At 62.9% G+C, this 15,145-nt stretch carries 13 protein-coding genes; 7 read left to right on the plus strand and 6 right to left on the minus strand.

Translation table 11 applies throughout. The features are described 5' to 3' along the window. Window positions 1–1,199, plus strand: a 1,199-nt coding sequence (locus IHE57_RS15365) for an MFS transporter (RefSeq protein ID WP_209374448.1), incomplete at its 5' end; no start/stop codon positions are given. A 13-nt stretch (window positions 1,200–1,212) separates the two neighbouring features. Here the strand turns inward: IHE57_RS15365 and IHE57_RS15370 are convergent. Next, entirely contained in the window at window positions 1,213–1,926 is a 714-nt protein-coding gene (locus IHE57_RS15370) for an aspartate/glutamate racemase family protein (protein WP_209374449.1), read from the minus strand. 105 nt (window positions 1,927–2,031) lie between these two features. Between IHE57_RS15370 and IHE57_RS15375 the strand changes: the two genes are divergently transcribed. The 6 genes from IHE57_RS15375 (at window position 2,032) to IHE57_RS15400 (ending at window position 9,692) form a co-directional block, all read left to right on the plus strand. Continuing rightward, a complete protein-coding gene (locus IHE57_RS15375) occupies window positions 2,032–3,051 on the plus strand; it encodes a LysR family transcriptional regulator (RefSeq protein ID WP_209374451.1) in 1,020 nt (339 codons plus the stop codon). Then, window positions 3,051–3,605 carry a TRAP transporter small permease gene (locus tag IHE57_RS15380; RefSeq protein ID WP_209374453.1) on the plus strand — a complete coding sequence of 185 codons (555 nt, stop codon included), beginning with the start codon at window positions 3,051–3,053 and terminating at the stop codon, window positions 3,603–3,605. Before IHE57_RS15375 ends, IHE57_RS15380 begins: the two co-directional genes overlap by 1 nt. Next, window positions 3,602–5,143, plus strand: coding sequence for a TRAP transporter large permease (locus tag IHE57_RS15385; protein ID WP_209374455.1), 1,542 nt, complete (start codon window positions 3,602–3,604; stop codon window positions 5,141–5,143). Before IHE57_RS15380 ends, IHE57_RS15385 begins: the two co-directional genes overlap by 4 nt. Before the next feature lie 148 nt (window positions 5,144–5,291). Beyond that, window positions 5,292–6,572: a TRAP transporter substrate-binding protein DctP gene (gene dctP / locus IHE57_RS15390; RefSeq protein ID WP_209374457.1), complete on the plus strand. Its 1,281-nt coding sequence runs from the start codon at window positions 5,292–5,294 to the stop codon at window positions 6,570–6,572. Window positions 6,573–6,714: 142 nt separating this feature from the next. After that, window positions 6,715–8,730 (plus strand): ABC1 kinase family protein, encoded by a 2,016-nt coding sequence (locus IHE57_RS15395; RefSeq protein WP_209374459.1) that lies wholly within the window; start codon window positions 6,715–6,717, stop codon window positions 8,728–8,730. A gap of 194 nt (window positions 8,731–8,924) precedes the next feature. After that, the gene (locus IHE57_RS15400) at window positions 8,925–9,692 is read left to right on the plus strand and encodes an SDR family NAD(P)-dependent oxidoreductase (protein ID WP_209323200.1); all 768 of its coding nucleotides are present in this window, start codon (window positions 8,925–8,927) and stop codon (window positions 9,690–9,692) included. Between the two features lie 4 nt (window positions 9,693–9,696). Here IHE57_RS15400 and IHE57_RS16625 read toward each other — a convergent pair whose 3' ends face one another. Genes IHE57_RS16625 through IHE57_RS15420 form a run of 5 tightly spaced genes read right to left on the minus strand, consistent with a single transcriptional unit; the run spans window position 9,697 to window position 15,119 of the window. Then, complete coding sequence (locus tag IHE57_RS16625; protein ID WP_216629482.1) at window positions 9,697–10,593, minus strand: ABC transporter ATP-binding protein; 897 nt, start codon at window positions 10,591–10,593, stop codon at window positions 9,697–9,699. Next, window positions 10,593–11,519, minus strand: coding sequence for an ATP-binding cassette domain-containing protein (locus IHE57_RS16240; RefSeq protein ID WP_216630071.1), 927 nt, complete (start codon window positions 11,517–11,519; stop codon window positions 10,593–10,595). The genes IHE57_RS16625 and IHE57_RS16240 overlap by 1 nt, the downstream gene beginning before the upstream one ends. Next, the gene (locus IHE57_RS15410; RefSeq protein WP_209374460.1) at window positions 11,516–12,424 is read right to left on the minus strand and encodes an ABC transporter permease; all 909 of its coding nucleotides are present in this window, start codon (window positions 12,422–12,424) and stop codon (window positions 11,516–11,518) included. Before IHE57_RS15410 ends, IHE57_RS16240 begins: the two co-directional genes overlap by 4 nt. Continuing rightward, entirely contained in the window at window positions 12,421–13,461 is a 1,041-nt protein-coding gene (locus tag IHE57_RS15415) for an ABC transporter permease (protein WP_209374461.1), read from the minus strand. The genes IHE57_RS15410 and IHE57_RS15415 overlap by 4 nt, the downstream gene beginning before the upstream one ends. Window positions 13,462–13,463: 2 nt before the next feature. Then, entirely contained in the window at window positions 13,464–15,119 is a 1,656-nt protein-coding gene (locus IHE57_RS15420; protein WP_209374462.1) for an ABC transporter substrate-binding protein, read from the minus strand. Window positions 15,120–15,145: the final 26 nt, after the last annotated feature.

Below are 15,145 nucleotides of genomic sequence, written 5' to 3' on the forward strand. Positions count from 1 at the left end.
TCTTCCCCGACGTCTCGCCGTATATCGGCACCCTCGCGGCTTTCGCCACTTACTTCGTCGGATTCCTAGCCCGCCCAGTCGGCGCGGCGATCTTTGGGCACTGGGGCGACCGAATCGGCCGGAAAGTCATGCTCATCGTCACTTTGCTGATGATGGGAATCTCCACCGCACTCATCGGCATCCTGCCAGGCTCAGCAACATGGGGAGACGCGGCAGCGATCATCCTCATCCTCCTCCGCGTGTTCCAAGGCATTGCGGTCGGTGGCGAGTGGAGCGGCTCTGTGTTGTTGTCAATGGAATGGGGCGATCAGAAGCGGCGGGGCCTCATGGGCAGTTGGCCTCAACTCGGCGTTGCCATCGGTCTCATTCTCTCCACCGGGCTGATGTCTCTGTTCAATGGGATTATGGGCAAAGATGCGTTCATCACCTGGGGCTTCCGTATTCCGTTCCTCCTGAGCCTGGTGCTGGTGGCGATCGGCCTCTACATTCGGTTGAAGATCATGGAGACGCCACAGTTCTCGAAGGTAGTCGCGGAACAGACCACAACGGCCGCGCCGCTCATGCAGGTCATCCGTCGGTTCCCGAAGGAGATCATCCTTTCGGCGTTTTTGAGGATGTCCGAGCAGATGCCGTTCTATGTAGTTACAGCGTTTGTGCTGTCGTACATGACCAGCGGCTCAAACGGGCACGATTACACGTACAACTTCGTGCTCATCGGTACTCTGGTCGCGGCGGGCGTGGAGTTCATCCTGGTTCCGTTGTTCGGTCTCTACTCCGACACGATCGGTCGGAAGAAGATCTACGCCTGGGGCGCTGCGATCATGGGCGTTTGGGGCTTTGTCTACTTCGCACTCCTCGACAGCGGCGTCACCTGGTTGGCGTTCCTCGCACTGTGCCTCGGCCTCGTGCCTCACGCTATGCAGTACGGGCCACAGGCGTCGATCATCGCCGAGTCGTTCCCGACAAACCTCCGGTACACGGGTGCCGGTCTCGGCTACCAGCTCTCGTCAATCATCGCCGGCGGTCCTGCCGCTTTGATTGCGACGTGGCTGATCCACCAGTTCGGAACTGGGTATGCAGTGTCCGTGTACATCCTGATCTCGGCGGTCATCACTTTGGTTGCCTTGAGGTTCCTCAAGGACCGGTCGCGGAGTGACATCACCGATGACGCGACGTACGCGAAGGGGCACGATCGCTGAGACCCGTAGTCGGTCAGACTGCTGCCAGAGCAGGCTCCTCCGCCATCATCCACTCCACAATCGCAGCCACATGGGCGTCTACGGAGTCGATGGCCGGCAGGGGAGCGGTCTCCGGCGGAACCAGCAGGCCGATCTCCGTGCACGACAGCGCCACGGCATCGGCTCCGCGAGCCTTGAGGTCGTTCATGATCTCGACATACCGGGCGCGGGACGCATCAGTAAAGACTCCCTGCGTGAGCTCGTCGAAGATGATCTGGTCGACCTCGAGGCAGGTCTCCTCATCTGGAACAAGAGTGCGAATGCCCTGAGCCTCCAGACGCTCGGTGTAGAAGCCGTCGAGCATCGTCCACTTCGTGCCCAGCACTGCCAGCGTCGAGTATCCCCGGCGCTTGGCTGTCGTCGCGATCGAGTCGACGATGTGGATGAGCGGAACATCGACCGCAGTCTCCACTGCAGGAGCGCACTTGTGCATGAGGTTCGTGGCGATCGCGACAGCCTCGGCACCGCCTTCGACCAAGCGCTGTCCGGTCGCTGCCAGCGCGGCATCGTTGCCGGCCCAGTCCTCGGCGACCTGCATCGCGCGGATATCGGCGAAGTCTGTGGAATCGAGGAGGATCTGCGCAGAATGATGACCGCCAAGCTGCTTGGCCACGGCCGCGTTGATCTTCGTGTAGTACTCGATGCTCGAATGCCAGCTCATTCCACCCAGAAGGCCGATCCTGCGCATTGTCCCTCTCCTCAACCTCGTTCGACTGTCCGTCCTCTCCAGTCTGAGCCGAATCCGCACCGCCCGGTAGACCCAGTTCCCTCTGCCCTGGCATAAGCTGGCCTTATGGCAAATGTGTTCGAGCAAGCCCTCGACGTCGGGGAGACGAAGCGTCTGCTGATCTTCGGCGCCATCGCCGAAGCCGGCAGCATCGGCGCAGCGGCACGCGAACTCGGCTGGTCCCAGCCCGCGCTTTCCCAACACATGACCGCCCTTGAGAAGGACCTCGGAGTCACACTCTTCGACCGCACCCCGCGCGGCATCGTCCTCACCACCGCCGGGCAGCTCGCCCGCATCCGCGCGAACGAGGTGGCCGCTTCGGTGATGGGATTGCGCGGCGATCTGGCGAAAGCGTTCGGACTCGGCGGACGCAATGTCCGCCTCGCGGGATTCCCCAGCTTCGTCATCGGCCCGCTGTCCGCGGCGCTCGGCAGACTCGAAGCGGATGCAGGCACCGGAACAGAATCACCGCAGCACCATTCCTATGAAGTCGCCGAGGCGGAGCCACCCGAAGCCATGACCATGCTCGAAGACGGTGCCATCGATATGGCGTTCCTGTTCCACCACGAGGATGAAGAACCACCGGAGATCCCCGGCCACGTCACCGTCGACCTCGGTGACGACCATCTCGACCTGCTCGTCCCCGAGAGGTGGAACCGCGCCGGACAGATCCAACACCTCAGCGACGTCGCCGACCTGCCGTGGATCATGGGATGCGTGCGATGCCGCTCCACTGCCGAACGACTCTGCCGACAAGCCGGCTTCGAACCGCGCACCCGGCACATCACCGACAATCCGGGCGCCATCCAGTCACTCGTCTCCAACGGCCTCGGCGTGGCGCTTCTGCCCCGCAGCGCCCGCCGCTACGCACAGGTGAACGGCATCGACCCGATCGCCGTCGACGAGGCGGGCGCACGACGTGTCACCGCGATGATTCCAGACGCCTTGAGTTCCGCTTCGGAAGTCGATGACCTGCTCGACGCGCTTCGTGCAGTGGCCGTCACCACTGAATCACCAGACGTCTCGGCAGGGACAACGCAGTCGACCAGCGCTCTCGCAGACACCGACAGCTCAGGTGACGCGTGATGCAGAGGTTTGCGAGGGTCCTCAACAGGTGCCTGACGATCACCACTGCCGCAGCCGTCATCGTCATGATGGTCCACATCGTCGTCCACGCCCTCGCACGCTCCCTCTTCGACGCCCCGATCTACGGCACGAACGAGATCGTCGAATACTGGTACCTGCCGATCGTGGCGCTGCTCGGCATCCCCGCCGCTCAGCTCGAGAAGGAACACATCCGAGTCACCATGGTCATCGAGCGTGCACGCCCGGCCACCGCCTCAGTGTTCACGGTCTTCGCCTGCGTCCTCGGTGCGCTCGTGTCCCTCGCCTTCGCCTGGTTCGGTCTCGACCGGGCCATGGAGAACATGGCGATCGGTTCGACCGCCGACGTCTCCGACATCATCACCTGGCCGGTGTACTTTCTTGTTCCAGTGGTCTTCGTGCTTCTGGCCGTCCTCTACGTGCTCGACGCCTACATCATCGTCCGCACCGGTCAGCCCGACCTCGACCTCGTGACCGGCAGGCCAGCTGAACACCAATCTGCCGACAGTGCTCCCGCTGACGGAAGCGAACTGTGAACCCGAATACCGATGCCTCCGCCGCGGCGCTGCCGCCGGACGCCACGACACAGCACCCCTCCCTCTTCCCCACCGGATCACGACGGAGGCGACCCGGCTGGCTCGCACTCACCGTCGGCTTCGGGCTCGTCGCCGTCTGCCTCTTCGGCCTTTTCACCAGCCCCTCGGCTGCCGTCGGTGGAGCCTGGTGCATCGCCATGATGCTCGTGCTCCTCTTCCTCTCCGTGCCCGTGGCCATCGCCCTGTCCGTACCGTCGATCATCGGCGTCTACGCCGTGTCCGGCATCCCCGCGACCATGAACATCCTGGCCACGGCGCCGTTCAGCGCGGTCTCGGACTGGACGCTCAGCGTGCTGCCGATGTTCATCTTCATGGGCATGCTGCTCACCCAGTCCGGGCTGTCGGCGAAGATCTACCGCGTCGCCGACCACTGGTTCTCATGGTTGCCCGGCGGCATCGGCATCGGCACCACCTTCGCCGGAGCCGGACTGTCCGCCGTCACCGGCTCGACGATCGGCATGACCTACGCTCTCGGCCGAGCCGGGATCCCCGAGATGCTCAAAGCCGGCTACGACAGACGCATGGCCGTCGGCACGATCATGGTCTCCGGCATGACGGGCAACCTCATCCCACCGTCGATCCTCATGGTCGTCTACGCCGGCATCGCCTCGGTGCCGGTCGGCCCCGCCCTCATGGCCGGAGCCCTGCCCGGCATTCTCCTGGCCCTCTGCTTCGCCGTCTTCATCTTCGCCATCGGCCTCGTTGCACCGTCGCTCGTCGGCCGCAACGCCGCCACCCCTGATCGAACCCGCCCCACGTGGCGACAGCGCTTCACCTCGCTCGGCGGCGTCTGGGGATTCCTGGTCATCCTCGTCGTCCTCTTCGGCGGCATGTTCTCCGGCATCTTCACCCCCACCGAGGCGGGAGCCGCCGCCGCTCTCTGCTCGGTACTGCTGTGCCTGTGGGAGAAACGGGCCGACCTGCCGTGGCGCAAGGTCGCGGAATCGGCGCTGGCAACGGTGTCGGCCACCTCGGCGATCTTCTTCATCATGATCGGCGCGACGATGCTCACGAGCCTGCTGGCGATCACGGGGCTCGCCCCCATCCTCACCGGGTTCATCACGAGCCTCGGGCTGTCGACGGTGAGCTTCCTGCTCGTGCTCATCGTCCTCTACATCATCATGGGCATGTTCTTCGACACCATGTCGATGATGCTGCTGACCATCCCGATCCTGCTGCCGACGCTCGAGACGATGGGGGTGAGCCCGCTGTGGTTCGGCGTCTTCGTCGTCCTGCTCGGCGAGTTCGGCATGATCACCCCGCCGGTCGGCATCATCCCCTACATCGTCCACAGCATCGCCAAGCACCCCGACGTCAACCTCGGGCACACCGTCACTTTGCGGGACATCTTCACCTCACTCCTGTGGTTCCTGCCCGTGGCTGTGGTCTTCCTCGTCCTCATGATCGCCGCCCCCGGGATGACGGAGTGGCTTCCTGACCTCATCGAACGCACAAGCGGCGGAATGGCCGCCGGATGACCCCGCCGAGGCGGCCCACCGAACCGACGAACGTGCTGTCGGAACGCTTCCGCACGGTGTGAGCGGAGTCATGTTCTTTCGAGGTCGGGGCGAGCGGATTCGGATCTATGATCTAAGAGAATTCACAGCCGTCGTTCAAAGGAGTCCCATGCAGCGCATCCGTACGGCGGCAGTCCGCCGCGCCACTGTCACAGCAATGGCGGCATCTTTGGCCTTGCTCGCCGGCTGTGCCGGATCGGTCGGCGGTGGCGGTTCGGACTCGGAGACCGCCGCGGGTGAGGGCTTCGCTGTCGATGCTTCCCAAGATGAGATCGATGAGGCTCTGGCCGACCTCGACCCGGTGACTCTGAAGTTCCAGCCCTCGGCGATGTCGGAGAAGTCAATCCTCGCGCCCAACGGGCTCGATGTGAAGAAGGCGATCGAGGAACGCTCCGGCGGGAAGATCACCGTCGACATCGTGTGGGGTCAGGCGATCGCCAGCTATGCCGACGTCGATGATGCCCTGGCCGATGGCCGCGTCGACCTCGCGTTCACTCTGCCGTCCTACACCCCAGCCGAGTATCCGGCCTTCGATGCCCTCGGCACCGCAATGTCGACCCTGCCGAGCTCCCCGGTGGCAAGCGATCTGGCGGCGAATGCGGCCGGCGTCCAAGCAGCCTGGGAGACGCCCGAGGTGCTTGCCGAGTTCGAGAATAAGGACCTCGTCCCACTCATTCCGATGCTCGCCGCGGGCGGGTATTCGACGATGTGCTCCGAGCCGATGACCGCCGCGAAGGACTGGAAGGGACAGCAGATCCGCGTCGGCTCGGCGGCCGCCGGCAAGCAGGTGACCGACCTCGGCGCGACCCCGGTGTCTCTGTCGTTCCCGGAGACCTATGAGGCGCTGCAGCGCGGCACCGTCGACTGCGATCTCGGTCAGCTGGCCCCGAACGTCGAGGCCGGCACCTTCGAGGTCGCACCGCACATCGGTGTCGCTTCCGATGCGGGAATCGCCCGTTCGGCCGGTGCGATCACGGCCGGGAAGAAGTACTCGGAACTTCCGGTGGCCTATCAGCAGGTGGTATTCGACGCGATGTCGACGACGTTCTCCACGATGATGGAGGTCGTCATCGGTGCGAAGGCTCAGGCCGTCGAGCAGGCGAAGGACAACGGCGGTTCCGTCAAGCCGTTCGAGGACGATGTCCAGAAGCAGATGGCGAAGTACGCGAAGACGCTGTCGGACAAGACCGCTGAGAAGGCCGGAGTTGCCGAGGCCCCGAAGGCGCTGAGCAGTGCGGGGGAGGAGTGGCAGAAGAGCGTGACCGAGCTCGGCTTCGACGACAAGGGCGAATTCGCCTCACTCGACGAGTGGTACCCGGAGGACGCGTCGTACGACAAACTCGGCGACGAGCTGTTCAAGAAGGTGATGGCCGCGCATCGGCCGGAGTGAGTGGGAGGCACCGTCCTTCCGTCGACACCCTGCGAACTCTCAATCTCCACCCCACCTGATCTATTAGGCTGGTGACGGCCCCGAACCTCGGTGAACGATTCCGAACCTCGGCGGGGACCACAGACGGCGGAAGGGATGAAGGATGACGATCCTCTACTCCATCGGACTGGGCGTCCTCAGCGCGCTCATCGTCGGATTCCTCGTCCGACGGATGATGTTCACCGGCACCGGTGCCGCTCGCAATACAATCGTGTCCCTCATCATGGGTCTGTCGATCTGGCCGATCACACTTCAGGCCTACAAGATGCTCGGCATCTCCGCAGGCGGATACTATCCGACCCTGGACATGAGCTTCCCGGCCATCATGGTCTTCCTGCTGCTCTTCGCGTGGTTCATCGTCATCCAGATGTTCGTCCTCCTGGCGATCGAACTCGTCATGCCCTCGGGCACGCTCAGCTCACTCATCCGCAACGCTCCGAAGATCCCCACCTGGTATCGCCGACTCAACCGGCTCGCGCAGATCCAGAAGATCCTCATCAAGTTCGGACTCTCCCACTACCTCAAGCCGAGGATTCCGACCCTGCGGGTGTCTCTGCGTGAGATCGCCTCGACAACGCGCGACGCCCTCGCCGCCTCAGGCGTCACCTTCATCAAGCTCGGCCAGTTCATCGCCACCCGCGGTGACATGATCCCGCACGAGTTCGTCGAAGAGTTCTCTACCCTGCAGGCCGGCGTGAAGCCCGTTCCCTTCTCCGAGGTCAAGGACCAGCTCGAGGCCGAATGGGGCCGTCCTGTCGCCGAGGTGTTCGCCGAGTTCGACGAAGTCCCCTTCGCAGGCGCTTCGGTCGCGCAGGTTCACCGTGCGGTGACCTTGGAAGGTCGCGCGGTGGCGGTGAAAGTGCAGCGACCGAAGATCCGCAAACAGGTCCGCGCCGATTGCGATATCGTCCTCACCCTGGCCGAGCGTCTGGAGCGGACGACGGAGTGGGCGCAGAAGATCGGCATCGCGAAGCTCGCCCACAGCTTCGTCGACTCACTCCAGGGCGAACTCGACTACCGCGGGGAACTGGGGCACATCGAAGCGCTCCGCCTCGCCGACGAGACCGGACGTTCGACGTCGAAGACCGACTCGACGGTCCACATCCCGCACGTGCACAAGGAACTCTCCGGCGAGTTCGTCATCGTCATGGACCTCGTCGAGGGCATCCCCCTGTCCCACGCCGCCGAGGTGGTCGACAACCTCTCCGAACTGGCCCGTAGGGAGATCGCTGAGGACCTGTTCCTCATGGTCGTACGTCAGGTGCTCGGCAAAGGCATCTTCCACGCCGATCTCCACCCGGGAAACATCGTCATCTCCCAATCCGGTCGTGCCGGACTCGTGGACTTCGGTGCCGTCGGTCGCATCGACAAACGTGACCGGCGTGCCATCGCCTTGCTGCTCATGGCCTTCGACTCGCAGAACTCGCAAGCGGCGACAGCTGCGATCCTGGAGCTGCTGGGCACGCCGAGTGATGTGAACCTGCGGGAGCTGCAACGTGAGATCGGGCAGATCATGCTGAAGTTCGGTGACGGACTGCCGGGATCCACCTCGGCGGCACTGTTCGGCGAGCTCATCGATTTCGTCGTCGACTTCGGGTTCCCGATGCCCGCCTCGGTAGCGACGGCCTTCCGCGCGATCAGCACCCTCGAAGGATCGATCACCCGGCTGGTTCCCGAACTCAACCTGCTGGCTTTGGTGACTCAGAACGGGAGGACGCTGCTGCGTGAGGTCGGCGGACTGGGCGTCGACCGGCAGGAATTCACTCTCTATGCAGCCGCGACTGCACCGCAGATCGCCGAGCTGCCCGGACAGCTCTCTCGCATCGCCGGCCACCTGCAGGACGGAACGCTTGACGTCGGCACATCAGGGCTGAACATCTCGATGATCAAGAACCTGCTCAAGTCCACCGTCGAGCAGTTCATCCAGGTGATCGTGTCCACGGCGCTCATCCTCGGGGGAGTGATCCTCATGGCCGCCGACTTCGGGCCGCAGCTGGCTCCCGAACTCAAACTCTTCACCTACTTCGGTGCCTGGGTGCTGCTGGTCGGCAGCGTCATCGCCGCCCTCGTGCTGGCGCCAGCCCTGCGGCAGAGAATGGTGTGGGACGGGCTGGGGTAGAAGGAAGCATTCGGTTCACAGCCAATAGAATCAATTCTATGATTAATGACAGTTCACCATAGGCAACAGCAATCTGCTGCCAGGCTTTCCCGCAACGACGTGGGTGAAGTCGGCGCAGAATCTGCTGCCGTCGACAGGTGTCGGCGACATGCCGGCGCCACCACACGCTGCCACAGGCAGGAGAGAGGAACGTTATGACAGATCTCAGGGGAAAGAACGGCTTCGTCACGGCGGCAGGAAGTGGAATCGGACGCGCCAGCGCCATGGCCTTCGCCGAGGCGGGCGCCGCGGTCCTGGTCACCGATATCGACGGCGAGGCAGTGGAGGAGACCTGCCGACTCATCCGCGCCGAGGGCGGCACCGCCGAAGGAAGGATCGTCGACGCGTCTTCCGAGGACGATGCTGCAGCCGTCGTCGAGGAAGTCGTCTCACGATGGGGCAGCCTCGACTTCGCACACAACCATGCCGGACTCGGAGCCGCTGCCCTGCCATTCAGTGACCAGGACCGTGACGACTGGCAGCGGCTCTTCGACGTCAACGTTTTCGGCCTCATGGGCTTCATGAAGCACGAACTGAGGCAGATGGCGACACAGGGGTCCGGCGCTATCGTCAACACATCGTCGATGTCGGGCAAGAACGGCAGTCCTGGGCTGTCGCCCTACAACGCCTCGAAATGGGCGGTCAACGGAATGACGCAGACGGCAGCGTTGGAATACGCCGCACAGGGCATTCGAGTCAATGCGATCTGCCCCGCGGCGACGATGACGGCGGCGTTGAGTTCGTGGGCTGAAGCGTCCCCAGAGGAGTACAGGAAGGTCACCGAGGCCATCCCGATGAAGCGGATGGCCAGTCCTCAGGAGCAGGCGGCCGCTGCCGTATGGCTGTGCTCGGACGACGCCGGCTTCGTCACGGGCACCCTGCTCAACGTCGACGGCGGGGACGGCATCCTCGGCAAGCAGTGAGCCGTCACTCGGCCGCCACCAGGTGTCCGCCTCCTAGGTCGCGCAAGGTCACTCTCTCCGGGCCCTGGTCCTCGGGCCAGACAGGGCTGGGGATCTCACCGGCGATGAGGGCTCGTTCGCGCTTCTGGCTCGGGTCGGCGATCGGCGCGGCATCCATGAGGCGTTGTGTGTACGAGTGCTGCGGGTTCTCGAACACCTGACGCCGCGGCCCCATCTCGACGATCTGCCCCAGGTACATCACGGCTACCCGATGCGCGATCCTCTCGACGACCGCCAGGTCGTGGCTGACGAAGAGATACGACAGTTCGAACTCCTGCTGCAGCTCGATCATGAGGTTGAGCACCGTGGCTCGCACGGACACGTCGAGGGCGGACACGGCCTCGTCTGCGACGATGAGGCTCGGATTGAGCGTGAGCGCTCGTGCGATGCAGATGCGCTGCCGCTGACCGCCCGAGAACTGATGCGGGTACTTCCGCATGTCATCGGCACTCAGGCCGACGAGTTCGAACAGTTCGGCCACGCGGGCCTCGACGTCTCCGTTCGAGGCCGTGCGATTGAGTCGCATCGGATCACCGACGATCCTGCCCGCGGTTTTGCGCGGATTGAGGCTGGCGAACGGATCCTGGAAGATCATCTGCAGGTGACGGCGATGCGGGCGCAGACCGCGTGTTCCCAGATCGGTGATATCCGTGTCGAGGAGCCTGATCGTTCCGCTGTCGGGCTTCTGCAGACGCATCGCGAGGTTCGCCAGTGTGGTCTTGCCGCACCCGCTCTCTCCGACGAGCGCGAACGTCTCCGCCTTGTCGACATGGAAGCTGACGTCCTCGACGGCATGGACCTTCATCCCGCCGGAGATCGAAAAGCCCTTGACCAGATTGTCGATTTCGAGGATCTTCGTCATCAGCAGGCCTCTTCCTCGTCTAGTCGGAACAGTGCGGGGGAGTCGGTGCCGTTCATCGCCCCGAGCTTCGGCACCGCGCTGAGCAGCTTCTTCGTATACGGGTGTTTAGGATTGTGGAAGATATCCTCCACGCTGCCCGTCTCGATCGCCTGCGACTTGCGCATGACGAGGACCCGATCGGCGATCTCGGCGACGACACCCATGTCGTGGGTGATGAAGATGATGCCGGCGTCGAGGTCGTTCTTCAGCTCACGCAGCAGTGCCAGGATCTGTGCCTGGATCGTCACATCCAGTGCCGTGGTGGGTTCGTCGGCGATGAGGATCCGCGGCTGGCAGGCCAAAGCCATCGCGATGACGACGCGCTGCCGCATGCCGCCGGACATCTGATGCGGGTACTGCCTGGCCCGGCGTTCGGGTTCGGGGATGCGCACTCTCTCCATGAGCTCGATGACGCCCTTCCTCGCCTCACGACGGGCCATCCCCTTGTGCACGCGCAACACCTCGGCGAGCTGATTGCCCACCGAATAGACCGGGTTGAGCGAGGTCAGCGGCTCCTGGAAGATCATCGAGATGTCATTGCCCCGAATCGCGCGCATCGTCGCTTCCGGAGCCGTGCGCAGGTCGACGACCTCACCGCCTGACCGAGTGAAGCACATCTGACCGTCGGTGACCTTGCCCGCGGAGGAGAGCTCGACCAGGCGCATGATCGCCAGGGAGGTCACCGACTTCCCCGACCCGGATTCCCCGACGATCGCGAGAACCTCTCTCGGCCTGACGTCGAAGGAGACGGCATCGACGGCTGTGTTGTCCTGGAACTTCACCGACAAGTTCTTCACCGACAGGATTGGCGACTCGTCGGCACCCGCAGGCTCCGGTCCGCGCTCGGCGTCGGCGGTGGCAGTCGAACTGATCGTTGCAGTGTTCATCGTTCACGACCTTTGGGGTTGAGGGCGTCGTTGAGTCCGTCGCCGGAGAGGCTGACGCTCAGCACGGCGAGGAAAATGGCCAGACCCGGGAAAGCCACGGGCCACCAGGCAGTGAGCATCTGCTCGCGGTTGTTGCCAAGGATCAGGCCCCAGCTCATCGTGTTGGGGTCGCCGAGGCCGAGGAAGCTCAGCCCCGCCTCGAAGAGCATCGCCTGACCAATGACCAAGGTCGACATGACGACGATCGGCGGTAGCGCGTTCGGCAGGATGGTCTTCATGATGATCCAGAAGTCACTGGCTCCGGCAACACGGTCGTTCTTGACGTAGTCGAGCTCGCGGATGCGGAGGAACTCGGCTCGGGTGATGCGCATGGTCGCCGGCCAGCTGACGACGCCGATGGCGATGGTGATCGTCATCAGGCTCGGAGTGAACAGGGTGACGAGTACCATGGCCAGCAGCAGCGGAGGCAGAACCTGGAAGAACTCGGTGATGCGCACGGCCACGGAATCGGCCCACCCGCGATGATAGCCGGCGAACCCGCCGAGCATGATGCCGATCGCCGTGGACAGGACGGCCGCGACCACGCCGACGAGCATGGTGGCCCGACCGCCGTAGAGCAACTCGGCAAAGAGATCGCGTCCCAGGGCATCAGTCCCGAGCAGGACCTCGGATTCGCCTGGTGCCTCCATCGGGATGCCGACTATCTCGAAGGGGTTGTTCGGATAGATCATCGGACCGAAGGTGATTGCGAGCAGGATCGCCGCAAGCATCGACAGACCGATGAGAGCGACACGGTTACGACGGAACAGTGTCCATGCCGTCGTCGGCCGCTTCCGCTTCGCAACCTGGGGCGGCTGCTCGGGTTGTTCCTGGCCGGTGCTCGGCAGTGACATGATGTCGGTCATTGTGGCCCTCCTGAGATGGCGATCCGCGGGTCGATGATGCGGTAGGCCACGTCCGTGACCAGATTGGCGACGATGACGATTACAGAGCTGGCCAGGAGGATTCCCAGGATCACAGGAGTGTCCCGGCGGAGAATCGATTCGAGCAGCAGCGAGCCGAGTCCCGGCCAGTTGAAAACGACCTCAATGAGCACCACGCTGGACAGGAGCGCACCGACGTGGAGACCGAGCAGAGTGACGACAGGCAGCACCGCGTTGCGCAGCGCATGCTTGAAGATGACGATCCTGCCTCCCAGCCCCTTGGCCCATGCGGTGCGGATGTAGTCGGAGTCGAGGACCTCGAGCATGCTTGTGCGCGCAGTGCGGCTGTAAAGCGCCACATAGATAAGTGCCAGTGCAGTGGCAGGGAGGATCAGATGCATCGTCGTATCCCAGATCTGTGGAAAGGCGTGCGGGGAGACGATGATCGAGTTCATTCCTTGGATCGGGAAGATCGGAATAGTGATCGACAGGGCCAAGAGCAGCAGCACGGAGGTCCAGAAGACTGGAGCCGCGAAGCCGACGAGGGCAATGACCGTGACGAAGTAGCTGAGGATTCCCCGAGGTTTGATCGCGGCGATGACTCCGAGCAGGGTGCCGATGATGAGCCCAGCGAGCATTCCGGTTCCCGCGAGAAGGACTGTCGGGTACAGCCGCTCACCGATGAGCGATGTGACGTCCTGGCCGAAATAGAACGAGTAGCCGAGGTCGAAATGAGCGATCTGAACGAGGTAGTGCCAGAGTTGGACGAAGATCGGGTCGTTGAGCCCATAGGCCTCTCGGATCGATTCGAGCTGCTCGGGGGTGGTGCCGCCCGACTCACCGGCGATGACCGTCGCCGGGTCTCCGGGGGCGAGGTGGATGAGCACGAAGTTGAAGATGATGACGGCGAGCAGGAGGAGGACGGCCTGGGCGATGCGTGAGGCGATCGAACGGGACCTCGCCAGGGCCATGTTTCTGCGCCCTTTGAGCTTGATCTTCGGTGGAGCTGTCAGTGACATGGTCAACCTTCCATCGAGGTGTTTAGCAACGGCGACATGATGCCGAACGGGCCGTTCGGAGGATTCACGACTGTGTCGCTGTAGATGTTCCTGAATTGCTGCGTTTCAAAAGGCAGAATCGGCAGCTCGTCCGTGAGGATCTCCTGCACATCGAAGTAGAGTTCCTTTCGGGTCTTCTCGTCGGGTGCCGCAGCGGCATTCTTGAAAAGTTCATCCACCTTCGGGTTGCAGTACTGGGACATGTTCGCCCACAGGACGCCCTTCTTGATGTTGCTGCACAGATAGGTGCGTTCGACTCCGACCACCGGGTCGCCCCAGTTCCAGACGTTGTCCAAGGTCATGTCGTAGTCGTAGTTGGCAACCCGATTTCCCCAGGTGGGGGCATCGGCGGAGCTGCGAATGCGGACGTTGATGCCAACTTCTTTCAGATTGGCTTTGATGGTTTCTGCCACGCTGGTGGACATCTCATTGCTCGTAGGTGCGTAATCCAGCTGCAGGTCGAAGCGCTTTCCGTCCTCTGACGACGGATAGCCGGCGTCGTCGAGAAGGTCACCTGCTTTGTTGAGATCACGGTCGTACTCGGGCAGATCGTCATCGTGGTAGGGGCTCCCACTCGCAATAGGACTCGTGGCCGCTGACAGTTTTCCTCGGTGCAGGTCATTGATGATGTAATCTCGATCGATCGAATAGGCGATCGCCTGGCGGACTTTCTTATCCGAGAGGTACTTGCTCTTGACATTGAAGCCGAGCCAGCCGAGGGATCCGATGCCTTCATACCCCTGTTCGGCGACGGTCAGGTCCGAAGATCGACTCAACCGTTGCGTCACGGACGGGGTGTTGGTGGTCATCATGTCGATCTCGCCCTTCTCCAGTGCCAATGACAAGGTGTTTTCGTCCGAGATGATTTCGATGATCACGGATTTCGGTGCTTTGGAGTTGTCCATGAAGAAGTCATCGACCTTGTCGAAGACAATCCTCTTTCCTTCGCTGTGGCTGCGAAGGCGATAGGGGCCCGATCCCACCACTTTCTGAGAATTCTGCGGGTGATCAGCAACAGTGTCGCCAGTGCCATAGACGTGCTTGGGAATGACCGGGAGGAAGGGTGGACTCATGGCAGTCATCAATGCTGGGTGCCTCCGTGACAGGTTGATGACCACCGTGTGCTTGTCCGGAGTGTCGACGCTCGTCACCGGCCCAAAGAGGTTGGCGCCGAAAGGATGTTCGCGTTTCACCACGTCGAGCGAGAACGCGACATCTTCGGAGGTGATGGCGACGCCGTCGTGGAATTTCGCACTGTCGACGAGATGAAGAGTAACCTTCTTCCCGTCATCGGACTCGTCCCACGACTTGGCCAGATAGGGCTTCGGCTCAAGGGATTTTGTGAGAAGAACAGGGCTGGCGAACAGCTGGGCTCCACTTGTAGCCGTGGCGAGACCCGATTGCACAGCGGGATTGAGCACGCGAGGCACTTCGCCGGTTCCGTAGATCAGAGTGTCGTCGTCGCTTCCCACGAGCGCTGTGTGAGAAGCGCAGCCGCTGAATAGGAGCGCGAGCACCGCGACGATCGCGAGTACTGCTCGGGGCGGGTGCGACATTGGCAGCCCTTGTCGCCGCGAGGCCGACTCGCGGTGTCGATTGTTTTTGAGGGTGAACTTCATTGTTCCCTTTCAGATGATCGTGGTCG

Source organism: Brevibacterium renqingii, assembly GCF_017808105.1.
GTDB classification, from domain to species: Bacteria; Actinomycetota; Actinomycetes; order Actinomycetales; family Brevibacteriaceae; genus Brevibacterium; species Brevibacterium renqingii.